A 23,651-nucleotide genomic window follows, 5' to 3' on the forward strand; every position below is an offset into this window, starting at 1 on the left:
TGCAGATGTCGCAATCCACACCAGGCCAGAAGGCCCTCACCCATTTCAAGATCCCTCAGCCGAGACCTGCGTCACCAACCTCCATGGACAGAACACCTAGGGCCTGATCCAAACGACAGGCTCTAGCTGCACGCATGCCCACAGCCACGACCGCTGCGGCCGCACCCGGCGCCCGCATCACCCCGCGCCGCTGCGGGTGGGGCCGACGCCCCCGTAGCGCACAGGCCCACAGCCACGACCGCTGCGGTGGCCGCCGGCCGGACGACGAGGAAAGGCCCCGCGAAGTGTTTCCTTCGCGGGGCCCCCTTGCAGTTGGTGCGGGTCAGTTGTTGGCAGCCCCGTTGCCGAAGGCCGGGTTCAGAAGGCCGATGACGTTGGCAGTGTTGCCCACGACGTTGACGGGGACATGGACCGGGACCTGGACGACGTTGCCCGAGGCGACGCCCGGGGACGACACGGCCGCGCCCTCGGCACCCGAGTGGGCAGCCGCGGCACCGGCGGAAGCGCCCGCGGCGATACCGGCGACGGTGACGGCCAGGGCGGCCTTCTTGGCGATGTTCATGGGAAGCGTTCCTCCTGCGTGTACGGGTCCGACCCGGCCGCGGGTCGTACGCTGAGCAACGCTGAGGACACAACTGACGGCACGGGATGCCGTCCCGAAAGGCCCGTTCGGTTCAGTCGGGCGATGAGACGACAACCTGACCGGCCTCCCAGGGGACCCCTGGAAGGCCGGTGGTCATGATGGTTCCGGTACAGAACTCAGCGGTTGACGCCGAGGTTGCCGAAGGCCGGGTTGAGAACGCCGATGACGTTCACGCTGTTGCCGACCGCGTTCACGGGGACGTGCACCGGGGCCTGGATGAGGTTGCCCGAGACAACGCCCGGGGAGCCCTCGGCGCTGCCGCCCGCCCAGGCGCCGTTGGTGGCGGAGGCCATACCGGCACCGGCGGCGACCAGGCCACCCGCCACCATCGCGACAGCAGTGGCCTTCTTCAGGTTCTTCACTTCGAAACCCCTCCTTGCGATCACTGCGGCAAGTCGCCGCAGCACGCATTGGAGAACGGGCGAGATCCACAGAGGGTGCGCCATCCGGGGGACATACACCCGACGGTATGAATCTCATCCCGGAGTGGAACCCTCCGAATTGCCGCGCGCCGACATGCTCCGAGGAGTGCGCCAGAGCGCGGATCCGTCGCGTATCCGCTGGTGATCAGCCCGCCACTCCATGCCGTACGGCCCAGAGCGCGGCTTGGGTCCGGTCGGCGAGGTCGAGTTTCATCAGGATGTTCGAAACATGCGTCTTGACGGTCTTCTCGGAGAGGACGAGTGAGCGGGCGATCTCGCGGTTGGAGCGGCCGTCCGCGATCAGGCCGAGCACCTCGCGCTCCCGCTCGGTGAGCGAACCGCCCCTCCCTTGACCCGAGTTGGCCTCCTCCTGGGACAGCAGCGCGCCCGCGACCTCGGGCTGCAGCAGGATGTGCCCGGCGTGCACGGAGCGGATGGCGCCGGCCAGGGCGTCGGGGTCCACGTCCTTGTACACATACCCGGCGGCGCCCGCGCGCAGGGCCGGGACGACCGTGCGCTGCTCGGTGAAGCTGGTGACGATCAGCACGCGTGCGGGGTTGGCGAGTTCGCGGAGCTTGCGCAGCGCGTCGATGCCGTCCATGCCCGGCATCTTGACGTCCATGAGGACGACGTCGGGCTTCAACTCCTCGGCCCGGGCGACTCCTTCGGCGCCGTCGGACGCCTCTCCCACGACCTCGATGTCATCCTGAACTTCGAGGAAGGTGCGCAGGCCCCGGCGGACCACTTGATGGTCGTCGACGAGCAGCACCTTGATTGCGTCAGCCACCAGGGACCTCCATCTCTATCGTGGTGCCCTTGTCGGGCGCCGATTCCACGGTGAGTGTGCCGCCGACTCCGCTCGCCCGGTCACGCATCGACACGAGCCCGAGGTGGCGGCCCGCGCTGCGTATCGCGGTGGGTTCGAAGCCGCTGCCGTCGTCGGTGACGCGCAGCACGGCGCCCGGTCCACGCTTTTCCAGGGTCACGTCGACCTGGGCGGCGCCGGAGTGCCGCAGCGCGTTGTGCAGGGCCTCCTGGGCGACGCGCAGCATGGCCTCCTCCTGGGCGGCGGGCAGCGCCCGTACCCCGCGGCCGGCGAAGGTGACGCGCGCGGAGTGGGCGCGGTCGAGGACCTGGATGTGGGTGCGCAAGGTGGCGACCAGGCCGTCCTCGTCGAGGGCGGCGGGGCGCAACTCGACTACGGCCGCGCGCAGTTCGTCGGCGGCCTCCGCGGCGAGCGCCGCCACCTGCTGGAGCTCGCCCTTGGCGCGCGACGGGTCGCGGTCGACGAGGGCAGCGGCGGCCTGCGCGGTGAGACGCAGGGAGAACAGCTTCTGGCTGACCGCGTCGTGGAGTTCATGGGCGAGCCGGGAGCGCTCCTCGGCGATGGTCAGCTCGCGGCTGCGCTCGTACAGGCGGGCATTCGTCAGGGCGATCGCGGCGTGCTGGGCGAGGATCGTGAGCAGTTCCTCGTCGTCCTCGGTGAAGCCGCACCTGCCGTCCACTTTGGGGCAGTTCTTGTTCGCGAGGAAGAGCGCGCCGATGACCTCGTCGCCGTCGCGGATCGGCAGGCCCAGGAAGTCGGACATGTCGGGGTGAGCCGAGGGCCAGCCTTCGAAACGGGGGTCCTTGCGCACATCGGCCAGGCGCTCGGGGCGGGCCTCGTGCAGCATCGCGGCGAGGATGCCGTGCTGGCGCGGGAGGGGGCCGATGGCCTTCCACTGGGCGTCGCTGACGCCGTCGACGACGAACTGGGCGAAGCCGCCGTGGTCGTCGGGCACGCCGAGGGCCGCGTACTGCGCGTCGAGCAGCTCTCGGGCGGAGGCGACGATCGTCTTGAGGACGTCGCGCACTTCGAGATGCCTGCTCATGGCCAGTAGCGCGGAACTCACCGCGTACAGGCCCGACCGAGGTCCTTGGCTCATGACCCCAAAGTACCGGCGGGGTGTGACAACGCGTATCGGACCTGTGATGGCGGTCGCCTGGGCCTGCAGGACTAGGACGAAGGGCCCTGGATCATTGCGGCCCGCGGACGAGGCGGTGGGGCGGCCGGGTTCCTAGGTTGAAGACACCCGCCGGGAGCGGCGGTCACGGGACGAGGGGACGGACGTCATGCCGGTAGCGATCATCACGGGGGCTTCGAAGGGGCTGGGGCGGGCGCTCGGTGCGGCCCTGGCGGAGCGCGGCTGGGATCTGGTGCTCGATGCCAGAACGGCCGGGGTGCTGGAGGAGACGGCGGTGGCACTGTCCGGGTACGGGACGCGCGTGGAGGCGCTCCCCGGGGACGTCACGGACGCCGGGCACCGCGCCGAGCTGGTCGCGGCGGCCCGGAAGCTCGGTGGTGTCGACCTTCTGGTGAACAACGCGAGCGCGCTGGGGGCCGAGCCGCTGGTGCGTCTGGAGGAGCTGACCCTGGACGGCCTGCGGCAGGCCCTCGAGGTCAACGTCGTCGCCGTGCTGGGCCTGATCCAGGAGGCGCTGCCGCTGCTGCGGGCCGCTCGGGCGGGCACCGTCATCGACATCAGCTCGGACGCCGCCGCCGAGGCGTACCCGACGTGGGGCGGCTACGGAGCGTCGAAGGCGGCCCTCGACCACCTCTCGGCCGTGCTCGGCGAGGAGGAGCCCGGCCTTCGGGTCTGGGCGGTCGACCCCGGGGACATGGCCACGGACCTGTACACGGCGGCCGTACCGGACGACGACGATCCACGGCCGACGCCCGGCAGTGTGGTTCCGGCCTTTCTGCGGCTGCTGGACGAGCGCCCGGTCAGTGGTCGTTACGGCGCCCCGGCTCTGCTGGAGGAGCGATGACGACCGCGATGGGGGTCCCCACGCCCGAGCGCAATCGAGCGTGGGGGAGGGTGCCGGAGGAGCTGTCGGCGCGGGTGCCGGCCGAGCAGCGGGGGCCCGGGCTCGACCGGGACTCCGTACGGCTGCTGGTTTCGCGTGGCACCGAGGTGTCGCATCACGAGTTCGTGGAGCTGCCCCGGCAACTGAGGGCCGGGGATCTGCTCGTCGTCAACACCTCCACCACGCTGGCGGCCGCCGTCGACGGAAGGATCGGGCACGCGCGCGTGGTGGTGCATTTCTCCACGCGCGGCGATGACGGGCGGTGGGCCGTCGAGCTGCGGGATCCCGACGGAAGGGGAACCACGCGCGCGCGTGCGGGCGGGCCCGCGGGAACAGAGTTCCGCCTCCCCGGGGCCGTACGACTCGTACTGGAGGAGCCGCTGGCCTCGTGGAGCCCACGGCTGTGGTGGGCGCGGGTGTCGGACACGGACGTCCTGGGGCTGCTGCGGCGGCACGGGCGGCCCATTCGCTACTCCTATACACAGAGGGATCAGCCGCTGTCCGTGTACCAGACGGTGTTCGCGCTGCCGTCCGCCGACGGTGCGGGCAGCGCGGAGATGCCGAGCGCGGCGCGCCCCTTCACCGCGCGGATGGTGGCGGAGCTGGTGAGCCGGGGTGTGCAGTTCGCGCCGATCACGCTGCACACGGGGGTGGCGTCGGCGGAGGCCCATGAGCCGCCGTATCCGGAGCGGTACGAGGTGCCCGAGGCGTCGGCGCGGCTGATCAACGCGGCGAAGGCCGGTGGAGGCCGCATCATCGCCGTCGGTACGACGGCCGTGCGTGCCGTCGAGTCCGCGACGGGGCCCGACGGGGTGGTCCGGGCGGCGAAGGGCTGGACCGATCTCGTGGTGACCCCGGAGCGCGGGGTGCGGGTCGTCGACGGGCTGCTGACCGGGCTGCACGAGCCGGAGGCCTCGCATCTGCTGATGCTGGAGGCGATCGCGGGCGGGGCGGCGATCGACCGCAGCTACGACGAGGCACTGCGCGGGCTCTACCTGTGGCACGAGTTCGGGGACGTGCACCTCATCCTCCCGAGCGAGACCCCTCACTCTGAGCATTGCTCAAGCAACTGTTGGTGAGATTGGTTCACGACCGATGTGAGCCCGCACATAGGGCGCACATCACGTACGAACGGACATAGGAGATAAAGGGATCCCGTATGAGCGGGGCAGACGTGACAGTCTGCCCCGTTTTGCCCTTTCCGCGTCCACTACCCGGCTTCGTACGTCACACCTTTGCCACAGCATTTTGCGGCCGCTAAGAATTGCCTCCGTCGCTCAGCGCTGCGGGTTCCACCCCACGGCGCTTGTTCCGGAAACACTCTGTCCCCACCGGACCGAGAGCGATCTCCGCGCTATTCGAAGAGGTCCATCAGTCATGACCAAGAACATCACCACTCCTGGCCATAGTCCCAAGCTGACCAAGGCCCACAAGCTTTCGATCGCCGGTGTCGCGACCCTCGGTGCGGCCGCTCTCGCGTTCTCTCTGGTCCCGGGCAACTCCCAGACCACCACGACCGAGGCCCTCTCCACGGCCCAGGTCGCCTACAGCGAGCAGCCGATCAAGGACGTGAAGGCCCGCATCACGGACCAGCTGGCCGGCGCCGATCTGAAGGCCCAGGCCGTCGCGGCGAAGAAGAAGGCCGCTGACGACGCCGCTGCCGCCGCAACGAAGAAGGCGGCCGACGCTGCCGCCGCGAAGAAGGCCGCTGCTGAGGCTGCCGCGAAGAAGACCGCTGCCGAGGCCGCTGCGAAGAAGAAGGCCGAGGAAGCCCGCGCCAAGGTGCAGGCCGCGAGCCGCTCCGCGCAGCGCCCCACGATCCAGACCGTCGCCGTGAAGACCTACGCCAACAACCTCGACGGCTGGATCCGCGAGTCCCTCGACATCATGGCGAAGCACGGCATCCCGGGTTCGTACAACGGCCTGCACCGCAACATCATGCGCGAGTCCTCGGGCAACCCGAACGCCATCAACGACTGGGACATCAACGCCATCAACGGCATCCCGTCCAAGGGCCTGCTCCAGGTCATCCCGCCGACGTTCAACGCGTACCACGTGGCCGGCACCTCGTGGAACATCTACGACCCGGTCGCAAACATCACGGCCGCCGCCAACTACGCGGCCGACAAGTACGGCTCGATGGACAACGTCAACAGCGCGTACTGACGCCGAGGCGCGGAGCTCCGACACGTACGCCGAAGGGCGGCACCCCCGAGGGGGTGCCGCCCTTCCGCCATGCCTGAGCGATTACTTCCGCATGACCTCGGGCTCGTGGCGGCGCAGGAAGCGGGCCACGAAGAAGCCGCAGAGCACGCCGAGGACGATCAGGGCGATCATGTCCAGGGTCCAGGCCCCGGCCGTGTGGTCCCACAGCGGGTCCGTGCTGCTGGGGTCGTCCTGGTTCGGGAAGATGTTGTTGAAGTCCAGCGTGGTGCCGGAGGCGGCGACCGCCCAGCGGGCCGGCATCAGGTACGAGAACTGATTGACGCCAGGGGTGCCGTTCAGGATGAACAGGCAGCCCGTGAAGACGACCTGGACGATCGCGAACATGACCAGCAGCGGCATGGTCTTCTCGGCGGTCTTCACCAGCGAGGAGATGACCAGGCCGAACATCATCGACGCGAAGCCGAGGGCCATGATCGGGATGGTGAGCTCGACCTTGGGCAGGCTCTTCAGGATCAGGCCCTCGTCCGGGACCGTCCGGCTGCCGAAGCCGATCGCGCCGACCAGCGCGCCCTGCAGCACGGTCACCACACCGAGCACGATGACCTTGGACATCAGATACGCGGAACGCGACAGACCCGTCGCGCGCTCCCGTTCGTAGATGACCCGTTCCTTGATCAGCTCACGGACCGAGTTGGCGGCGCCCGCGAAGCACGCGCCGACCGCGAGGATCAGCAGCACCGTCGTCGCCGTGCCGTTCGCGACGTGCACGCCGGCCTTCGTGATGATCGGATTGACCAGCAGCGTCTTGTCCGAGTCGATGAGCAGGCTCACCGACCCGAGGACCGCCGGCAGGATCACCGTCAGCGCGAGGAAGCCCTTGTCGGAGGCGATCACCGAGACGTAGCGGCGGATCAGTGTCGTCAGCTGGGAACCCCAGCTCTGCGGCTTGGGCGGCTTGATCGCCTGCGGCGGCGGCATGTTCGCCGACTGCGGGGCGACCGCGTCGATGTCCGCGGCGTACATCTGGTAGTGCTGCGAGCCCTTCCAGCGGCCCGCCCAGTCGTAGTCGCGGTAGTTCTCGAAGGCGGAGAAGACGTCGGCCCAGGTCTCGTAGCCGAAGAAGTTCAGCGCCTCCTCCGGCGGGCCGAAGTAGGCGACGGAGCCGCCGGGCGCCATCACCAGGAGCTTGTCGCAGATCGCCAGCTCGGCCACGGAGTGCGTGACGACGAGGACCGTACGGCCGTCGTCGGCGAGGCCGCGCAGCAGCTGCATGACGTCGCGGTCCATGCCCGGGTCGAGGCCGGAGGTCGGCTCGTCCAGGAAGATCAGCGAGGGCTTGGTGAGCAGTTCCAGGGCCACGGAGACGCGCTTGCGCTGGCCACCGGAGAGGGAGGTGACCTTCTTCTCCTTGTGGATGTCCAGCTTCAGCTCGCGCAGCACCTCGTCTATGCGGGCCTCGCGCTCCTCGCCCGTGGTGTCCGCGGGGAAGCGCAGCTTGGCCGCGTACTTGAGGGCCTTCTTGACGGTCAGTTCCTTGTGCAGGATGTCGTCCTGCGGGACCAGACCGATGCGCTGGCGCAGCTCGGCGAACTGCTTGTACAGGTTCCGGTTGTCGTAGAGGACGTCACCCTGGTTGGCGGGGCGGTAGCCCGTGAGCGCCTTCAGGAGCGTCGACTTGCCGGAGCCCGACGGGCCGATGACCGCGATGAGCGACTTCTCGGGCACGCCGAAGGAGACGTCCTTGAGGATCTGCTTGCCGCCGTCGACCGTGACGGTCAGGTGGCGGGCCGAGAAGGAGACCTCACCGGTGTCGACGAACTCCTCGAGGCGGTCGCCGACCAGACGGAACGTCGAGTGACCGACGCCGACGATGTCGTTCGGGCCGAGCAGCGCCGAGCCGCCCTTGGCGATCGGCATACCGTTGACGTACGTGCCGTTGTGCGAGCCGAGGTCGCGGATCTCGAAGCGGCCGTCGGGCGTCGCGTGGAACTCGGCGTGGTGGCGCGAGACCTGGAGGTCCGAGACGACCAGCTCGTTCTCCAGCGCACGACCGATGCGCATCACACGGCCGAGCGAGAACTGGTGGAACGTGGTGGGGCTGCGGTCGCCGTAGACCGGCGGCGCCCCCGCGCCACCACCGGGTCCCTGCTGCGGCGGGATGTTCGCCGCCTGTTGCGGCTGCTGCCAGCCCTGCTCCGGGGCCTGCTGCTGCGGTGCCTGCTGGGCCCAGCCAGGGCTCGCGCCCTGCGCCGCGTACGGCTGCTGCTGAGGCTGGGCGACCGACGCCGCGGCGCCGGACACGTTCAGGCGCGGTCCGTCGGTCGCGTTGCCGAGGTGCACGGCCGAGCCGGGGCCGATCTCCATCTGGTGGATCCGCTGCCCCTGCACGAACGTGCCGTTGGTGCTGCCGTGGTCCTCGATGACCCAACTGCGGCCGCCCCAGCTGATCGTGGCGTGACGCCAGGAGACCCTGGCGTCGTCGAGCACGATGTCTCCCTGCGGATCACGTCCGAGGGTGTATGGCCTGGACGCATCGAGCGTCCAGGTCCGTCCATTCAATTCCAGTACGAGTTCCGGCACTCCATGCCCCACTGAGTTGTCCCCCGAGTTACCCCCATCACAGGGAGTCTAGGGATGTCGAACATCGTGGGGAACTATTTCAGTAGGAGCCCCCTGACCGAAAGTCGGGCCTTGTGAAGGATGCGTTCGGGCGGGTTGCCCGTTTCCGTTGACGGGGTTGAAACCGGCCCGGAGAGTGGTAATCCCACGCGAGGGGGGACATCCGCGGTGGATCGCCGCGGCGCGGATCGGGGGGTCTGACGATGAGTATCGAGACCGCGGACCACGGCGGGGCTGTCAGGAGTGTGCCCTGGGGGGACGTGCTGCTGTCCGCGATCGCCTCTGTGAGCTGGGCGTTGATCGGAATGGCGGGCACGGCCGCGCTCGGACTGCATCTGCTCGGGGCCGACGCGGCGGGCTCGCTCGGGCCGATGACCGCCGCGGTGGTGGCGCTTGGGGCCAATGGTGCGGTCAAGCCGTCCGGCGATGTGTCGGCCTTCGGCCTGAAAGGAGCGGAGGCGCACACGGCCATGCAGATCACGCCACTGGGTGTGGGGTTGGTCGGCGCACTCCTGATGTCCTGGTTCTTCTTACGGTCCTTGCGTGGGGCGGGAGTTGTGGTCGCGCCCTCCGAACTCCTCGCGCGCGCGGGCGCGGTGGTGCTGCTCTTCGTGGCGACGCTGGGCGGGCTCGCCTGGGCCGGTCACGACATCATCACGATCGACGGGAGCAAGCTCGGGCTCGACAAGGTCACCGGTGGCGGCGGACTCGGCGGCATCACGGACAAGCTCCCCGGCGGGCTCGGAGACCTCGGCGGGCTGCTGCCCGGCAAGATCGGCGATCTGGTGAACGCGAAGGCCGCCGTGGGATTCACGGTCGACACCGTGCCCACGCTGCTCGGGGGTGCGGCCTGGGCGGCCGGCATCCTGGTGATCGCCCTGCTGGCCTCCCGGCGTACGCCGCTGCCACGCGGCTGGGAGGCCGTGCACCGGGTGGTACGCCCCGCCGCCTCCGCGCTCGTCAGCGTGTTGCTGGTGGCAGTCCTGGCCGGGCTCGCGGCGGCCGCGTACGCCGCGATCGGCGACGCCCATCCCAAGCGGATCGCGGGCGCGGCCCTGCTCGGCGCGCCCAACGGCGTGTGGCTCGGCATCCCCATCGGCCTCTTCGTCCCCTGGGACGGCAAGGCCACGGGCGAGCTCGCCAAGCTGCTCCCCGACCCCCTGGACAAGCTACTGAGTGTCAATTCCGACCAGCCCGTCACGCTGGGCCGACTCGCCGAACTCGACGGCCGCGTGTGGCTGTTGGGGGTGGCGACCGCGATCATGATGCTGTTCGCGGGCGTCCTGGCCGCCGCGCGTACGCCATTTGTACGGGGGCCGGGTGCCGCCGTCGCGGGAGCTGCGGGTGCCACAGATGTACGGGGCGGGGGTGCCCTCGGCTTCGCGGGGCGCTGCGCTCTTCGTCTGGGGGTCGTGACGGCGCTGGCACTGCCGCTGCTCGCGTGGCTGACGGAGGTGTCCGCGGACGCCTCGCTGTCGGTGCTGGGCTTCGATGCGTTCGGCGCCGGGATCGAGTTGCACGGGCACCTGAGCATGGCGCTGCTGCTCGGCGCCGCGTGGGGTGCGGGGGCGGGGGCGGCGGGAGCGCTGCTGGCGTACGCGAGCGGGGCCGCGGGGCGACGGGCGGCGCCGCCGGCACTGGGTGACGCCGGGCGCTCGGTGCCCGCGGCCGAGTACCCCGTGCTCGCCGGGGAGCCCGGACCGTACAGCCCCCAGACCTCGTACCGTCCGCCGAATCCCGACACCAATCCGTATCTGCGACTGCCCGACGAGCTGCGGGAGCCGGACGTCGGGCGGCCGCCGGGAGGCGTGCGGCCGCCGGGAGGCAGCCGGCCGCCGGGGGCTTCGCCGCCGCGCGATGACGTGTACGGCGCGCCGACGGTGGTGGGGCCGATCGGACCCCAGCCGAAGCGGCGGCAACAGGCGCGGCCGCAGGAGGGGCCGCCGCCACCGCCGCCACCGCCTGACGGAGGGACGCCGCCGCCACGGAGGCCTCGTGGGAGCCGGTGACTCGAGGGGGCTGGTGACTCGAGGGGGCCGGTGACTCGAGGGGCCGGTGACAGGCCTCCCCCGGTGGTGGGTCGGGGCCGCGCGTCCGCGGCTGCGGGTGCGTGGGGCTTGCGGCACGATCTTTCGGCCCGGCAGGTACCCATCCGCTCGTCCGGCGTCCGAGGACGAGGCCGCTCAGGCCGACCCGGGGGGCTGGGGGCGGAGCCCCCAGGGACGGGACGGGTAGGGGCGGAGAGGGCGAGAAGACCCGGGCTTCGGGCCACCGGGCGGGCCTTCCGCCGACGTACGGTGGCCGCGTCGGCGGGCGTCACCCAGAGTTCACTGTCCGCAGGGCGGACCGCGCGGGCGCAGGGCACTGGGTGCCGGATACGGTGGGAGGCACCATGAGCGCTTCGCAGACCTCTGACGTCCCCACTCTCCTCGTCAAGATCTTCGGCAAGGACCGGCCCGGCATCACGGCCGGACTCTTCGACACCCTCGCCGCCTACTCCGTCGACGTGGTCGACATCGAGCAGGTCGTCACCCGTGGCCGGATCGTGCTGTGCGCGCTCGTGACCGAGCCGCCCGCCGGACTCGAGGGTGATCTGCGGGCCACCGTCCACAGCTGGGCGGAGTCGATGAAGATGCAGGCGGAGATCATCTCCGGCCTGGGCGACAACCGGCCGCGCGGACTCGGACGTTCGCTCGTCACCGTGCTCGGACACCCGCTCACCGCGGAGTCGACGGCGTCGATCGCCGCGCGGATCACGAAGACCGGCGGCAATATCGACCGTATCTTCCGGCTCGCCAAGTACCCGGTGACGGCGGTCGAGTTCGCCGTGTCCGGTACGGAGACCGAGGCGCTGCGCACCGCGCTGATGACCGAGGCCTCGGCACTCGGTGTCGACATCGCGGTGGTCGCGGCGGGGCTGCACCGGCGGGCCCAGCGTCTTGTGGTGATGGATGTGGACTCGACGCTCATCCAGGACGAGGTGATCGAGCTCTTCGCCGCGCACGCCGGCTGCGAGGCCGAGGTCGCCGAGGTGACGGCGGCCGCGATGCGCGGGGAGCTGGACTTCGAGCAGTCGCTGCACGCGCGCGTGGCCCTCCTGAAGGGGCTGGACGCCTCGGTGGTGCACAAGGTGCGCGAGGAGGTGCGGCTCACGCCGGGTGCGCGCACGTTGATCCGTACGCTGAAGCGGCTCGGCTTCCAAGTCGGTGTCGTCTCGGGCGGGTTCACTCAGGTCACCGATGACCTCAAGGAGCGGCTCGGGCTCGACTTCGCGCAGGCCAACACGCTGGAGATCGTCGACGGGAAGCTGACCGGCAGGGTCACCGGCGAGATCGTGGACCGCGCGGGCAAGGCGCGGCTGCTGCGCCGCTTCGCCGCCGAGGCGGGCGTACCGCTCGCCCAGACCGTGGCGATCGGCGACGGCGCCAATGACCTCGACATGCTCAACGCGGCGGGTCTCGGCGTCGCGTTCAACGCCAAGCCGGTCGTGCGCCAGGCCGCGCACACCGCGGTGAACTTCCCCTTCCTGGACACGGTGCTGTATCTGCTGGGTGTCACCCGCGAAGAGGTCGAGGCGGCGGACATGCACCTGGACGACCACTGAGCACAGATGCACAGATGGGGCCCGGCACCGCCTTGGTGCCGGGCCCCATCTCATAGACGCGGGTTACTCGTCCGGCGCCCAGTAGTCGATCAGCGTGGCCACTCCGGGCTCCAGGGACTTCCAGGAGCCGTCGAAGGAGAGCACCGCGAAGGCGGCGGTGGGGAATCCTCGGCTGTTCATCCGGGTGCGGGTGTCGCCCTCGGCCTGGCCGGCCAGGATCTCCGCGAGGCCGTGCACGCCCGGGTTGTGGCCGATCAGCACAACATTCTGCGCGTCGTCGGAGGTTTCGTTGAAAACGGCGATCAGCTCGCCGGGCGAGGCTTCGTAGAGCCGCTCCTCATAGACCGTTTTCGGCCGGTGCGGGAGCTCGTGGACGGCGAGCTTCCAGGTCTCGCGGGTCCGGGTCGCGGTGGAGCAGAGGGCCAGATCGACGGGGATGCCGGTGTCGGCCAGCTTGCGTCCGGCGACGGCGGCGTCCATGCGGCCCCGGTCGGCGAGCGGCCGCTCGTGATCGGACACCTGTGGCCAGTCGGCTTTCGCATGCCGGAAGAGAACAATCCTGCGGGGTTCTGCGACGCTCATGCGTCCCAGCTTCGCATGAAACAGGCCATGTGGCGCAGGGAGTTGGCGCGCTCCCCCGGCAGGGGTGACCGGGCAGTCCTGCATGGCCCGTCGGGGGAGCTCAGGGCGCCTGGTGCAGCATCGTGTGCTGGACGTGCTCGAAGACCTGGGTGATCGCCGGGTCGCCGCCCGCGGCGTGCGCGTCCACCGGGTTGAGTATCAGGAGCAGCAGGGTGACGAAGGCGAGCGTCGGCAGGGCGAGGGCCCACCAGGGCAGCCGGATGTCGACGCGGCCCGAGGTCGCCGGACGGGGCCGGGTGTACGTACGGGCCGACATGACGCCTCCGTGGCTTCGAGTGCTCGGTGGTCCGCGTCCTCGCGGCCACATCTCGAAGTTACGGAATGCGCAGCCCTCAACCCATCCGGTGATCCACCCACTTACCCCTGACACTCACCCCCTAGGGGATGGGGGGTTAGCCCTACCACCGGCGGCGGGCGGGCGGGTCAGGGTGAGGCGATCGTCGCGATGATGCCGATGATCACGGTGATGGCGAGGAACGTGCCGAAGACGAGCAGCATCTTCTTCTGGCCGTTCTGGGGGTTCGGTTCGAGCACTGGCATACGGCCAGTCTCGCACCCTTCGTCCGCCCCCTCAGGGGTGGGGTCGGTGCGCGGCCTCGTCCTCCACCGTGCGATTGCGGCCCGCCAGAATGCCCACCCCGATCTGCGGGATCATCAGCCCGGCCATGAGCGCGAGCGGCAGGCCCCAGCCGCCGCTGTGCTGGTAGAGCACGCCCACCAGCAGGGGGCCCGGGATCGAGAGGAGATAGCCGGTGCTCTGGGCGAACGCCGAGAGCTTGGCGACGCCCGCGCCGGTCCTGGCCCGCATGCCGACCATGGTGAGAGCCAACGGGAAGGCGCAGTTGGAGACGCCTAGCAGCAGGGCCCAGGCCCAGGCGCCGCTCGCCGGGGCGAAGTACAGGCCCGCGTATCCGGCGAGTCCGCAGGCGCCGAGCACGACCACGATCGGCCCCTGATGGGGCAGCCGCGTGGCGAGACGCGGGATGACGAAGGCCAGCGGCACGCCCATCACCATGGTGACCGCGAGAAGCAGTCCGGCGGTCCCGGCCGCGACTCCGGCGTCGCGGAAGATCTGCGCCATCCAGCCCATCGTGATGTACGCGGCGGTGGCCTGGAGACCGAAGAAGACGGCGAGCGCCCAGGCGGTACGGCTGCGGGTGATGCGCAGCCCGTCGGGCTCCTGTCGAGCGGGTGTGCCGGTCCCGGTACCGGGACTCCGGCCGCCGGCGCCGGTCCCGGCATCGGTACGCCGACCGGCGGCACCGTCCTCGGAATCGGCACCCCGCACGCGTACCAGCACCATCCACGGCGCCACGGCCGCCGCCGCGAGCCCCGCCCACACCGCGAGCCCGGACTTCCAGCTGCCGCCCAGGGCGTCGGTCATGGGCACGGTCACCGCGGCGGCGGCCGAGGTGCCGAGTGCGAGCGCCATCGAGTACAGGCCGGTCATGGAGCCGACCCGGTCCGGGAACCAGCGCTTGACGATCACCGGCATCAGGACGTTGCTGACGGCGATGCCCATGAGGGCGAGGGCACTGGCGGCCAGGAAGCCGGCCGTGTTCCCGGCGTACGGCCGGATCGCCAGGCCCGCCGTGATGGCGACCATGCCCGCGCAGACGACCGCGCCGGGCCCGAAGCGGCGGGCGAGCCGCGGCGCCATGACACCGAAGACGGCGAAGCAGAGCGGCGGTACGGAGGTGAGCAGTCCGGCGACGCTGCCGCTCATGCCGAGTCCTTCGCGCACTTCTTCGAGGAGGGCGCCGAGGCTGGTGATGGCCGGGCGCAGGTTGAGCGCGGTGAGGACGATGCCGACGACCACGAGTCGCGTCGTCCACGCGCGCGTGGACGACGACGGGGGCTCCACGCTCTCGGCGGAGCTGCGTATCGGTGTGGACGTCATCGTCCGGGTCTCCTCGCCAGTCATGTCGACCATCATAGAATCATGGGATGATTGGCTGTCCAATCCCCTTGCGTTAATCTCCGGAGCCTCCGGCCCGCGTGACCGACCACCCCGTGCCGCCCGTACGAAGGACCGCCATGCCGCTGAGCCACCCCCGCCGTTCGGCGCTGTCCGAGCAGGTCATCGCCGAACTGCGGAACCAGATCACCTCGGGCGAGTGGCCGGTGGGCTCCCGCATCCCCACCGAGCCCGAGCTGGTGGAGCAACTCGGCGTCGCCCGCAACACGGTCCGAGAGGCCGTCCGTGCCCTCGCCCACAACGGACTGCTCGACATCCGCCAGGGGTCCGGCACTTACGTCGTGGCGACCAGCGAGCTGGCGGGCGTGATGCACCGCCGCTTCGCGGACGCCGACCCGCGGCACATCGCCGAACTGCGCTCCACCTTGGAGTCGAGCGCCGCGAAGCTGGCCGCCGAGCGGCGCACCGAGCGCGATCTGAAGCAGCTGGACGCTCTCCTCGTGCGCCGGGAGGAAGCATGGGAGTCGGGCGACGCGGAGGCCTTCGTGACCGCCGACGCGACGTTCCACCTGGCGGTGGTGGGCGCGTCCCACAACGACGTCATGACGGCGATGTACGCGGACCTGGGGGAGGTGCTGCGTGACTGGCTGCGCGAGGACGTCGGCAAGGAGCTGACCCCGGAGACGTACATGGACCACGCCCGGCTCGTCGACGCGATCCGGGCGGGCGACGCGCAGGCAGCCGCGACGGAGGCCGCGGGCTATCCGTTCCTGTGCCGGCCGGGACGGCTCGGCGTGCAGGGCCCGGATCTCACCTCTGGTGGCTGATCCAGACCGAGCGGATCTCCTTCCAGCACCGGCCGGTGAGCCGCACCGTGGCGGCGGGCGCGGTGTCGACGAGGGTGCTGTCGGTGTCGAGGTCCCACCAGCGGGCGCACTCGATGTGCAGGCTGACCCGGTCGGTCTCCGGGTACGGGTTGTGGCAGTAGGCGACCACGCGGGAGCCGGTGACGCTGGTGCGGCACTCGGCGCCGAAGAGCTGAGGGCCAACGGGTTTTCCGGCCCCCACGCGCGCGTGAGGTGTGGCGTCGTACGGCAGAGCCATCACCAGAGCGACAGCGGCGAACACCGGGGCGAAGCGGCGGGACAGGCGCACAAGGGGACCTCCTCGGCCGTACGGCTGCGGGGCGGTGCGTACTCCCAGCGTGCGCGGTATGGGGGCCGGGCCGCCCGACCGGATGGGCCAAATGGGCGACGCCCCGGTCCCCGCACGCTGCGGGAAACGGGGCGTCGGCCTCGCGGAGGAAATCAGGCGCCGATGGCGTGCAGACCGCCGTCCACGTGAATGATCTCGCCCGTGGTCTTCGGGAACCAGTCACTCAAAAGAGCGACGACTCCGCGACCGGCCGGCTCCGGGTCCTTGAGGTCCCACTCCAGGGGCGCGCGGGAGTCCCACACCGCGGCGAGCTCGCTGAAGCCCGGGATGGACTTCGCGGCCATCGAGCCGATCGGGCCCGCCGAGATGAGGTTGGAGCGCACGTTCTGCTTGCCCAGGTCGCGGGCGAGGTAACGGTTGGTGGCCTCCAGTGCGGCCTTCGCCGGGCCCATCCAGTCGTACTGCGGCCAGGCGTACTGAGCGTCGAAGGTGAGGCCGACGACCGAGCCGCCGTTCTGCATCAGCGGCAGGCAGGCCATGGTCAGCGACTTCAGGGAGAACGCCGAGACGTGCATGGCCGTGGCCACCGACTCGAAGGGCGTGTTCAGGAAGTTGCCACCGAGGGCGTCCTGCGGTGCGAAGCCGATGGAGTGGACGACGCCGTCGAGGCTGCCCAACTCCTCACCGACGACGTCGGCCAGGCGGGCGAGGTGCTCGTCGTTGGTGACATCGAGCTCGATGACCTTGGTGGGCTTGGGAAGCTTCTTGGCGATGCGCTCGGTCAGCGTGGGCCGCGGGAACGCGGTCAGGATGATCTCGGCGCCCTGCTCCTGGGCCAGCTTGGCGGTGTGGAAGGCGATGGAGGACTCCATCAGCACACCGGTGATCAGGACGCGCTTGCCCTCGAGAATTCCGCTCATGGTGTTCAGTGACCCATTCCCAGTCCGCCGTCAACGGGGATGACGGCTCCAGTGATGTACGAGGCGTCGTCCGAGGCGAGGAACCGCACCGTCGCGGCGATCTCCTCGGGCTGCGCGTACCGGCCCAGCGGCACCTGCGACACGATGTTCGCACGCTGCTCGTCGTTGAGTGCCTGGGTCATGTCCGTGTCGACGAAACCGGGCGCGACGACGTTGAACGTGATGTTGCGCGAGCCCAGCTCCCGTGCGAGCGAGCGGGCGAAACCGACCAGGGCGGCCTTGGAGGCGGCGTAGTTCGCCTGCCCCGCCGAGCCGAGCAGCCCGACGACCGACGAGATGAGGACGACGCGGCCCTTCTTGGCGCGCAGCATGCCGCGGTTGGCGCGCTTGACGACGCGGAAGGCGCCGGTGAGGTTGGTGTCGATGACCGAGGTGAAGTCCTCCTCGGACATGCGCATCAGCAGCTGGTCCTTGGTGACGCCGGCGTTGGCGACGAGGACCTCGACCGGGCCGTGCTCGGCCTCGATCTCCTTGTAGGCCTGCTCCACCTGCTCGGTGTCGGTGATGTCGCACTTGACGGCGAGGAAGCCGGACGGCGGCTCACCGGAGCGGTATGTGATCGCGACCTTGTCGCCGGCATCGGCGAACGCGCGGGCGATGGCGAGGCCGATGCCCCGGTTGCCTCCGGTGACGAGAACCGAGCGGCTCAACGGATCACCCTTTCGATAGCGGAATGGAACCCCTGCAAGACAGGCGCCTTCATCGAAAACCTATCGGTCCGGTCCGCCGTGCGGAGAATCGGGCACCAACAGTGGGATCGGGGACTCGCTGTCGGATCCCTACAGAAAGCCGTGGTCGGTCGACCGAAAGTTGCGGCCTGCCCGGGAAAGGCGTGGCCGCCGGACCCGCCCGCGCGACATGATCGGACCCGACAGGCCACGACAGCAGGGAGACCTCGGTGCCTCATTCCATCGACGAAGCCTTCACGGCGCTACCGCTGCGCGCCCTGGCCGACGCCGCGCTCGCGCGGGCGCGGGCGCTGGGCGCCGAGCACGCGGACTTCCGCTTCGAGCGGGTGCGCAGCGCGGCCTGGCGGCTGCGGGACGCCAAGCCCGCCGGGTCGTCGGACACCACCGATCTGGGGTATGCGGTGCGGGTGGTGCACGGCGGGACCTGGGGGTTCGCGTCGGGCGTGGATCTGACGATGGACGCCGCGGCGAAGGTGGCGTCGCAGGCCGTGGCGATGGCGAAGCTGTCGGCCCAGGTGATCAAGGCGGCCGGGTCCGACGAGCGCGTGGAGCTGGCGGACGAGCCGGTGCACGCCGAGAAGTCGTGGATCTCCTCGTACGACATCGACCCGTTCTCCGTACCGGACGAGGAGAAGGCGGGGCTCCTCGCGGACTGGAGCGCTCGGCTGCTGGCGGCCGACGGAGTCAATCACGTCGACGCCTCGCTGCTGACCGTGCACGAGAACAAGTTCTACGCCGACACGGCCGGGACCGTGACCACGCAGCAGCGTGTGCGGCTGCACCCGCAGCTCACCGCCGTGTCCGTCGACGAGTCCAGCGGCGAGTTCGACTCGATGCGGACCCTCGCGCCGCCGGTCGGGCGCGGCTGGGAGTACCTGATGGGCACCGGCTGGGACTGGGAGTCCGAGCTCGGGCAGATCCCCGAGCTGCTGGCGGAGAAGATGCGGGCGCCGAGCGTCGAGTCGGGCGTGTACGACCTCGTCGTCGACCCTTCCAACCTGTGGCTGACCATCCACGAGTCCATCGGCCACGCCACCGAGCTGGACCGGGCGCTCGGTTACGAGGCTGCGTACGCCGGGACCTCCTTCGCCACCTTCGACCAGCTGGGCAAGCTGCGGTACGGCTCCGAGCTGATGAACGTCACCGGTGACCGGACCGCCGAGCACGGCCTCGCGACCATCGGCTACGACGACGAGGGGGTGGCAGGGCAGTCCTGGGACCTCGTCAAGGACGGGACGCTCGTCGGGTACCAGCTGGACCGGCGCATCGCGAAGCTGACCGGCTTCGAGCGGTCCAACGGGTGCGCGTACGCCGACTCCCCCGGGCATGTGCCCGTGCAGCGCATGGCCAATGTGTCCCTGCAGCCGGATCCGGCCGGGATGTCGACGGAGGATCTCATCGGGGGCGTCGACCGCGGCATCTACGTCGTCGGCGACCGGTCCTGGTCCATCGATATGCAGCGCTACAACTTCCAGTTCACCGGGCAGCGCTTCTTCAAGATCGAGAACGGCCGGATCACCGGTCAGCTGCGCGATGTCGCGTATCAGGCGACGACCACCGACTTCTGGGGTTCGATGGCCTCGGTGGGCGGCCCGCAGACGTATGTCCTGGGCGGTGCCTTCAACTGCGGCAAGGCCCAGCCGGGCCAGGTCGCGGCGGTCTCGCACGGCTGCCCGTCCGCCCTCTTCAAGGGTGTCAACATCCTCAACACCACGCAGGAGGCCGGTCGATGAGTGCTCGCACCAACAAGCCGCACGAGGTCGTCGAGCGCGCCCTCGAACTCTCCCGGGCCGACGGCTGCGTGGTGATCGCCGACGAGGAGTCGACCGCCAACCTGCGCTGGGCCGGCAACGCCCTGACCACGAACGGGGTCACGCGCGGGCGCACACTGACCGTGATCGCCACTGTCGACGGCCGCGAGGGCACGGCGTCCGGGGTCGTCTCGCGCTCGGCGGTGACCGCCGACGAGCTGGAGCCGCTGGTACGGGCCGCCGAGGCCGCCGCGCGCGGCGCCGGTCCCGCCGAGGACGCCCAGCCGCTGGTCACCGGTGTGCCGGAGTCTCCCGACTTCACGGACGCGCCCGCCGAGACCTCGTCCGCCGTCTTCGCGGACTTCGCGCCGGCGCTCGGCGAATCGTTCGCACGCGCGCGTGCCGGCGGCCGCGAGCTCTACGGCTTCGCCAACCACGAACTCGTCTCCAGCTATCTCGGTACGTCGACGGGGCTGCGGCTGCGGCACGACCAGCCCAAGGGCACGCTGGAGCTCAACGCGAAGTCGCCGGACCGTACGCGCTCGGCGTGGGCCGGGCGGTCCACGCGGGACTTCAAGGACGTCGACCCGGCGGCGCTGGACGCGGAGCTGGCGGTACGGCTCGGCTGGGCCGAGCGGCGCATCGACCTGCCCGCGGGACGCTACGAGACGCTGCTGCCGCCGACCGCCGTCGCGGACCTGCTGATCTACCAGATGTGGTCGGCGGCGGCCCGGGACGCGGCGGAGGGCCGGACGGTCTTCAGCAAGCCCGGTGGCGGCACTCGTATCGGCGAGAAGCTCACCGAGCTGCCGCTGACGCTGCGCAGCGACCCGAACGAGCCGGGCCTGGAAACCGCCCCGTTCGTTCTCGCGCACTCCTCGGGCGACGACGCCTCCGTGTTCGACAACGGGCTGCCGCTCATGGGCACCGAGTGGATCGGCGAGGGCGAGCTGAAGCACCTGTCGACCACTCGGCACAGCGCGGGCCTGACCGGGCTTCCGGTGACACCGTCGATCGGCAACCTCGTCCTGGACGGGGGCGCGGACCGCTCCCTGGAGGAGATGGTCGCCGCCACCGAGCGCGGCCTGCTGCTGACCTGCCTCTGGTACATCCGAGAAGTCGACCCGGCGACGCTGCTGCTGACCGGGCTGACCCGGGACGGCGTCTACCTCGTCGAGAACGGCCAGGTCATCGGCGAGGTGAACAACTTCCGGTTCAACGAGTCGCCGGTGGACCTGCTGGGCCGGGCCACGGAGGCGGGGCGGACGGAAAAGACGCTGCCGCGGGAGTGGAGCGACTGGTTCACTAGGGCTGCGATGCCGGCCCTGCGGGTGCCGGACTTCAATATGAGCTCTGTCAGTCAGGGCGTATAACCTCGTACCTGATTACGAGACCACTGAAGGAGATACGAGAACCGTGACGGACATCGTCGACGAGCTGAAGTGGCGGGGTCTGTTCGCCCTGTCCACTGACGAAGATGCTTTGCGCAAGGCGCTCGCGGACGGTCCCGTCACGTTCTATTGCGGCTTCGACCCGACCGCGGCCAGCCTGCACGTCGGCCACCTGGTGCAGGTCCTGACCATGCGCCGCCTTCAGCAGGCGGGCCTGCGCCCGCTCGCCCTGGTCGGCGGCGCGACGGGCCAGATCGGTGACCCGCGCCCGACGGCGGAGCGCACGCTGAACGACCCGGAGACCATCGCGAACTGGGTGACCCGGCTGCGCTCACAGATCGAGCCGTTCCTGACCTTCGAGGGCGAGAACGCCGCGGTCATGGTGAACAACCTCGACTGGACGGCCGGCCTGTCGGCCATCGAGTTCCTGCGGGACATCGGCAAGCACTTCCGCGTCAACAAGATGCTGACGAAGGACTCCGTGGCCCGGCGCCTGCAGTCCGAGGAAGGCATCAGCTACACGGAGTTCAGCTACCAGCTGCTGCAGGGCATGGACTTCCTGGAGCTGTACCGACGCTACGGCTGCACGCTGCAGCAGGGCGGCAGCGACCAGTGGGGCAACCTCACCGCAGGTCTCGATCTGATCCACCGCGTGGAGCCGCACGCCAATGTGCACGCGCTGGCGACGCCGCTGATGACCAAGGCGGACGGCACCAAGTTCGGCAAGACCGAAGGCGGCGCCATCTGGCTCGACCCCGAGATGACGACGCCGTACGCGTTCTACCAGTTCTGGCTGAACGTGGACGACCGGGACGTCTCGACGTACATGCGGATCCTGTCCTTCAAGTCCCGCGAGGAACTCGAAGAGCTGGAGAAGCTGACCGAGGAGCGACCCCAGGCCCGCGCCGCGCAGCGCGCACTGGCCGAGGAGCTGACGACGCTGGTGCACGGCGCCGACCAGACGGCCGCCGTGATCGCCGCGTCCAAGGCCCTCTTCGGCCAGGGCGAGCTGGCCGAGCTCGACGAGAAGACGCTGGCCGCCGCCCTCTCGGAGGTGCCGCACATCCAGGTCGCCGAGCTCGCTCTCGTCGTGGACCTCTTCGCGGAGGTCGGCCTGGTGGCCAGCAAGTCCGCCGCGCGCCGCACGGTCAAGGAGGGCGGGGCGTACGTGAACAACGTGAAGGTCGCCGCCGAGGACGCGACCCCCGTCAAGGAGGACCTGCTGCAGGGGCGCTGGCTGGTGCTGCGCCGGGGCAAGAAGAACCTTGCCGCGGTGGAGGTCACGGGCGGCTGAGCCCGAGCATGCACGTAGGGGGCGGCTCCGTCACGGGCCGCCCCCTACGTCCTACCGCCACGCCTGCCGGTCGCACCGCCGAGCCGTCGGGTCGTGCCGTCAGGCCTTCACCTTGTTGCCCCGGACCGCCATGTAGAGCATGTCCCCCAGGAACACGATGATGATCGCGGCCACGAGCTGGAACAGATGCCGCATCCAGTCGATGCCGGCGGTGGCCTCCACGCCGACCGCACGGGCGACCGCGTTGCCGACGATCGCGCCGAGGATGCCGAAGATGGTGGTCAGCCAGAGCGGGCTGTGCTGCTTTCCCGGAATGATCGCCTTGGCGATCAGGCCCAGCACGAACCCGACGATGATCGCCCACAACCAGCCCATGTCTGCCTCCTAGTACGGCTCTGCGCGAGCAGTACGCCCAGTCTCGGGCTGCCCGCCATACGGCGCATGTCGTGCGGAGCCATACGCGGTACGACGCATCATGTCCGACCGGTCAGGACATGACCCGGTCTCGAATGCGACGCAGCCGCGGCGTAACGTGGGACGTGTTCGGGCCTGCTTCCTTCACCGGGTTCGGACCGGGTACGGACCGGGGAGCGTCCGACACAGGCGGGTGGTGGAACGCGATGCGCAAGCAGAGCAATGTCCAGGTCTTCCGGATCACCGGGGCCAGGCAGGGACTCGACGAGGACGTACGGGGCAGGCAGCGCCGCTATGTCATCTCGATGTCCGTCCGGACGGTCGCCGTAATCCTCGCCGCCACGCTGTGGAACGTCGAGCGGCATGTCGCCATCGTCGCGCTGGTGCTCGGGCTGGTTCTCCCCTATATCGCCGTGGTGATCGCCAACGCGGGCCGGGAGAACGCTCCGTCGCTTCCCTCGACGTTCGTCAACGTCCCCACCCGTCCGATGATCGCTCCGCCGCGTGAGGACGGCTTCGCGGAATCCGTCCCGGAGGACGTCCCGGAAGATGTCGCGGCCGACCTCGGGGACGCGCCTGCGGGGCACGGCGCACGACCTGACGTGACCCCGACCTGAACACGGAGGATCCTCCGAAAGCGGAACCCGGCCGCGCACCAAGCTCAAGAAAAGCTCAGATCAATCATGTTGTTCCGGTGCCGGGCGACGGGTTACCCGTGACATACTTCGTACGCGCTCCGCATCCCCCGTCGGAGCGACGGACCGACGCCGGGCAGCTCCCCCCGTGGCTGCTCGGCGTCGCCTTTTGGGGGCCGTCTAGGGTTGAGCCGTGACTTTCCCGCTCCCCGATTCCTCCCCCGCGACTCCCCAGTGCTCGGCCAAGGGCTGCCGTGCCGATGCCGTGTGGGTGCTTGCCTGGAACAACCCGAAGCTGCACACACCGGAGCGTCGCAAGACGTGGCTCGCGTGTGAGGAGCACCGCGAGCATCTGTCCAAGTTCCTTGGTGTGCGCGGGTTCCTGAAGGACGTCGTGAAGCTCGACGAGTGGGAGGAGCCCCGGCCGCCGGATTCCCCAGCGGGTTAGCTCACCCGCCGGAGTCCACCGGGGAGGGTTCGC

The 23,651-nt window shown here is 70.1% G+C and carries 24 protein-coding genes; 11 read left to right on the forward strand and 13 right to left on the reverse strand.

Going from position 1 to position 23,651, the window contains the following annotated elements; all coding sequences use genetic code 11:
- Positions 1–322: 322 nt before the first annotated feature.
- The 4 genes from ACIBK0_RS09450 to ACIBK0_RS09465 form a co-directional block, all read right to left on the reverse strand.
- Positions 323–562 carry a chaplin family protein gene (locus tag ACIBK0_RS09450; protein WP_399077376.1) on the reverse strand — a complete coding sequence of 80 codons (240 nt, stop codon included), beginning with the start codon at positions 560–562 and terminating at the stop codon, positions 323–325.
- 197 nt (positions 563–759) lie between these two features.
- Entirely contained in the window at positions 760–1,005 is a 246-nt protein-coding gene (locus tag ACIBK0_RS09455; protein WP_399077378.1) for a chaplin, read from the reverse strand.
- A 205-nt stretch (positions 1,006–1,210) separates the two neighbouring features.
- Complete coding sequence (locus tag ACIBK0_RS09460; RefSeq protein WP_399077380.1) at positions 1,211–1,852, reverse strand: response regulator; 642 nt, start codon at positions 1,850–1,852, stop codon at positions 1,211–1,213.
- Entirely contained in the window at positions 1,845–2,990 is a 1,146-nt protein-coding gene (locus ACIBK0_RS09465) for a GAF domain-containing sensor histidine kinase (protein ID WP_399077382.1), read from the reverse strand. The genes ACIBK0_RS09460 and ACIBK0_RS09465 overlap by 8 nt, the downstream gene beginning before the upstream one ends.
- A 187-nt stretch (positions 2,991–3,177) precedes the next feature.
- Between ACIBK0_RS09465 and ACIBK0_RS09470 the strand changes: the two genes are divergently transcribed.
- The 3 genes from ACIBK0_RS09470 (at position 3,178) to ACIBK0_RS09480 (ending at position 6,078) form a co-directional block, all read left to right on the forward strand.
- Complete coding sequence (locus ACIBK0_RS09470) at positions 3,178–3,873, forward strand: SDR family NAD(P)-dependent oxidoreductase (RefSeq protein ID WP_399077384.1); 696 nt, start codon at positions 3,178–3,180, stop codon at positions 3,871–3,873.
- Positions 3,870–4,991: an S-adenosylmethionine:tRNA ribosyltransferase-isomerase gene (locus ACIBK0_RS09475; protein WP_399077386.1), complete on the forward strand. Its 1,122-nt coding sequence runs from the start codon at positions 3,870–3,872 to the stop codon at positions 4,989–4,991. Before ACIBK0_RS09470 ends, ACIBK0_RS09475 begins: the two co-directional genes overlap by 4 nt.
- Positions 4,992–5,289: 298 nt before the next feature.
- Positions 5,290–6,078 (forward strand): transglycosylase SLT domain-containing protein, encoded by a 789-nt coding sequence (locus tag ACIBK0_RS09480; RefSeq protein WP_399077388.1) that lies wholly within the window; start codon positions 5,290–5,292, stop codon positions 6,076–6,078.
- An 81-nt stretch (positions 6,079–6,159) separates the two neighbouring features.
- Here the strand turns inward: ACIBK0_RS09480 and ACIBK0_RS09485 are convergent, their stop codons facing one another.
- Positions 6,160–8,658, reverse strand: a complete 2,499-nt coding sequence (locus ACIBK0_RS09485; protein ID WP_399077390.1) for an FHA domain-containing protein — start codon at positions 8,656–8,658, stop codon at positions 6,160–6,162.
- 242 nt (positions 8,659–8,900) lie between these two features.
- Between ACIBK0_RS09485 and ACIBK0_RS09490 the strand changes: the two genes are divergently transcribed.
- Complete coding sequence (locus ACIBK0_RS09490; RefSeq protein WP_399077392.1) at positions 8,901–10,706, forward strand: streptophobe family protein; 1,806 nt, start codon at positions 8,901–8,903, stop codon at positions 10,704–10,706.
- Positions 10,707–11,089: 383 nt separating this feature from the next.
- A complete protein-coding gene (gene serB / locus ACIBK0_RS09495) occupies positions 11,090–12,301 on the forward strand; it encodes a phosphoserine phosphatase SerB (protein ID WP_399077394.1) in 1,212 nt (403 codons plus the stop codon).
- 63 nt (positions 12,302–12,364) lie between these two features.
- Here the strand turns inward: serB and ACIBK0_RS09500 are convergent, their stop codons facing one another.
- The 4 genes from ACIBK0_RS09500 to ACIBK0_RS09515 form a co-directional block, all read right to left on the reverse strand.
- Positions 12,365–12,883 (reverse strand): SixA phosphatase family protein, encoded by a 519-nt coding sequence (locus ACIBK0_RS09500; protein WP_399077396.1) that lies wholly within the window; start codon positions 12,881–12,883, stop codon positions 12,365–12,367.
- Between the two features lie 100 nt (positions 12,884–12,983).
- On the reverse strand, positions 12,984–13,199 hold the full coding sequence (locus ACIBK0_RS09505) for a hypothetical protein (protein WP_399077398.1): 216 nt from the start codon (positions 13,197–13,199) through the stop codon (positions 12,984–12,986).
- Positions 13,200–13,366: 167 nt separating this feature from the next.
- A complete protein-coding gene (locus ACIBK0_RS09510) occupies positions 13,367–13,483 on the reverse strand; it encodes an SGM_5486 family transporter-associated protein (protein WP_369245614.1) in 117 nt (38 codons plus the stop codon).
- 31 nt (positions 13,484–13,514) lie between these two features.
- A complete protein-coding gene (locus ACIBK0_RS09515) occupies positions 13,515–14,867 on the reverse strand; it encodes a CynX/NimT family MFS transporter (protein WP_399077401.1) in 1,353 nt (450 codons plus the stop codon).
- Positions 14,868–14,980: 113 nt separating this feature from the next.
- Here ACIBK0_RS09515 and ACIBK0_RS09520 point away from each other — a divergent pair, with 113 nt between their 5' ends.
- Positions 14,981–15,688 (forward strand): FadR/GntR family transcriptional regulator, encoded by a 708-nt coding sequence (locus ACIBK0_RS09520; RefSeq protein ID WP_399078009.1) that lies wholly within the window; start codon positions 14,981–14,983, stop codon positions 15,686–15,688.
- Here ACIBK0_RS09520 and ACIBK0_RS09525 read toward each other — a convergent pair.
- The 3 genes from ACIBK0_RS09525 to fabG all read right to left on the reverse strand — a co-directional run bounded on the left by ACIBK0_RS09525 (position 15,672) and on the right by fabG (position 17,646).
- On the reverse strand, positions 15,672–16,016 hold the full coding sequence (locus ACIBK0_RS09525; RefSeq protein ID WP_399077403.1) for a hypothetical protein: 345 nt from the start codon (positions 16,014–16,016) through the stop codon (positions 15,672–15,674). The genes ACIBK0_RS09520 and ACIBK0_RS09525 overlap by 17 nt on opposite strands.
- A 152-nt stretch (positions 16,017–16,168) precedes the next feature.
- The gene (fabI, locus tag ACIBK0_RS09530; RefSeq protein ID WP_399077405.1) at positions 16,169–16,936 is read right to left on the reverse strand and encodes an enoyl-ACP reductase FabI; all 768 of its coding nucleotides are present in this window, start codon (positions 16,934–16,936) and stop codon (positions 16,169–16,171) included.
- A gap of 5 nt (positions 16,937–16,941) precedes the next feature.
- The gene (fabG, locus tag ACIBK0_RS09535; protein ID WP_399077407.1) at positions 16,942–17,646 is read right to left on the reverse strand and encodes a 3-oxoacyl-[acyl-carrier-protein] reductase; all 705 of its coding nucleotides are present in this window, start codon (positions 17,644–17,646) and stop codon (positions 16,942–16,944) included.
- A 248-nt stretch (positions 17,647–17,894) separates the two neighbouring features.
- Between fabG and ACIBK0_RS09540 the strand changes: the two genes are divergently transcribed.
- Genes ACIBK0_RS09540 through tyrS form a run of 3 tightly spaced genes read left to right on the forward strand, consistent with a single transcriptional unit; the run spans position 17,895 to position 22,121 of the window.
- On the forward strand, positions 17,895–19,418 hold the full coding sequence (locus ACIBK0_RS09540; RefSeq protein ID WP_399077410.1) for a TldD/PmbA family protein: 1,524 nt from the start codon (positions 17,895–17,897) through the stop codon (positions 19,416–19,418).
- Positions 19,415–20,809 (forward strand): metallopeptidase TldD-related protein, encoded by a 1,395-nt coding sequence (locus ACIBK0_RS09545; protein ID WP_399077412.1) that lies wholly within the window; start codon positions 19,415–19,417, stop codon positions 20,807–20,809. Before ACIBK0_RS09540 ends, ACIBK0_RS09545 begins: the two co-directional genes overlap by 4 nt.
- A 43-nt stretch (positions 20,810–20,852) precedes the next feature.
- Positions 20,853–22,121, forward strand: a complete 1,269-nt coding sequence (gene tyrS, locus ACIBK0_RS09550; protein ID WP_399077414.1) for a tyrosine--tRNA ligase — start codon at positions 20,853–20,855, stop codon at positions 22,119–22,121.
- A 99-nt stretch (positions 22,122–22,220) separates the two neighbouring features.
- On the opposite strand, the gene ACIBK0_RS09555 is transcribed toward tyrS, so the two are convergent.
- Positions 22,221–22,496: a GlsB/YeaQ/YmgE family stress response membrane protein gene (locus tag ACIBK0_RS09555; protein ID WP_399077416.1), complete on the reverse strand. Its 276-nt coding sequence runs from the start codon at positions 22,494–22,496 to the stop codon at positions 22,221–22,223.
- Positions 22,497–22,741: 245 nt separating this feature from the next.
- On the opposite strand from ACIBK0_RS09555, the gene ACIBK0_RS09560 reads away from it, so the two are divergent.
- Positions 22,742–23,152 (forward strand): DUF3099 domain-containing protein, encoded by a 411-nt coding sequence (locus tag ACIBK0_RS09560; protein WP_399077418.1) that lies wholly within the window; start codon positions 22,742–22,744, stop codon positions 23,150–23,152.
- Positions 23,153–23,363: 211 nt separating this feature from the next.
- Positions 23,364–23,618 carry a hypothetical protein gene (locus ACIBK0_RS09565; protein ID WP_399077420.1) on the forward strand — a complete coding sequence of 85 codons (255 nt, stop codon included), beginning with the start codon at positions 23,364–23,366 and terminating at the stop codon, positions 23,616–23,618.
- The last annotated feature ends 33 nt before the right edge of the window (positions 23,619–23,651 follow it).

Source organism: Streptomyces sp. NPDC050564, assembly GCF_044457265.1.
Lineage (GTDB): Bacteria > Actinomycetota > Actinomycetes > Streptomycetales > Streptomycetaceae > Streptomyces.

Bases quoted from the DNA above. Each gene is read 5' to 3' on its own strand.
- ACIBK0_RS09450 (WP_399077376.1), bottom strand. From the start codon at position 562: ATGAACATCGCCAAGAAGGCCGCCCTGGCCGTCACCGTCGCCGGTATC.
- ACIBK0_RS09465 (WP_399077382.1), bottom strand. From the start codon at position 2,990: ATGAGCCAAGGACCTCGGTCGGGCCTGTACGCGGTGAGTTCCGCGCTA.
- ACIBK0_RS09470 (WP_399077384.1), top strand. From the start codon at position 3,178: ATGCCGGTAGCGATCATCACGGGGGCTTCGAAGGGGCTGGGGCGGGCG.
- ACIBK0_RS09475 (WP_399077386.1), top strand. From the start codon at position 3,870: ATGACGACCGCGATGGGGGTCCCCACGCCCGAGCGCAATCGAGCGTGG.
- ACIBK0_RS09480 (WP_399077388.1), top strand. From the start codon at position 5,290: ATGACCAAGAACATCACCACTCCTGGCCATAGTCCCAAGCTGACCAAG.
- ACIBK0_RS09490 (WP_399077392.1), top strand. From the start codon at position 8,901: ATGAGTATCGAGACCGCGGACCACGGCGGGGCTGTCAGGAGTGTGCCC.
- serB (WP_399077394.1), top strand. From the start codon at position 11,090: ATGAGCGCTTCGCAGACCTCTGACGTCCCCACTCTCCTCGTCAAGATC.
- ACIBK0_RS09500 (WP_399077396.1), bottom strand. From the start codon at position 12,883: ATGAGCGTCGCAGAACCCCGCAGGATTGTTCTCTTCCGGCATGCGAAA.
- ACIBK0_RS09505 (WP_399077398.1), bottom strand. From the start codon at position 13,199: ATGTCGGCCCGTACGTACACCCGGCCCCGTCCGGCGACCTCGGGCCGC.
- ACIBK0_RS09510 (WP_369245614.1), bottom strand. From the start codon at position 13,483: ATGCCAGTGCTCGAACCGAACCCCCAGAACGGCCAGAAGAAGATGCTG.
- ACIBK0_RS09515 (WP_399077401.1), bottom strand. From the start codon at position 14,867: ATGACTGGCGAGGAGACCCGGACGATGACGTCCACACCGATACGCAGC.
- ACIBK0_RS09520 (WP_399078009.1), top strand. From the start codon at position 14,981: ATGCCGCTGAGCCACCCCCGCCGTTCGGCGCTGTCCGAGCAGGTCATC.
- fabI (WP_399077405.1), bottom strand. From the start codon at position 16,936: ATGAGCGGAATTCTCGAGGGCAAGCGCGTCCTGATCACCGGTGTGCTG.
- ACIBK0_RS09545 (WP_399077412.1), top strand. From the start codon at position 19,415: ATGAGTGCTCGCACCAACAAGCCGCACGAGGTCGTCGAGCGCGCCCTC.
- ACIBK0_RS09555 (WP_399077416.1), bottom strand. From the start codon at position 22,496: ATGGGCTGGTTGTGGGCGATCATCGTCGGGTTCGTGCTGGGCCTGATC.
- ACIBK0_RS09560 (WP_399077418.1), top strand. From the start codon at position 22,742: ATGCGCAAGCAGAGCAATGTCCAGGTCTTCCGGATCACCGGGGCCAGG.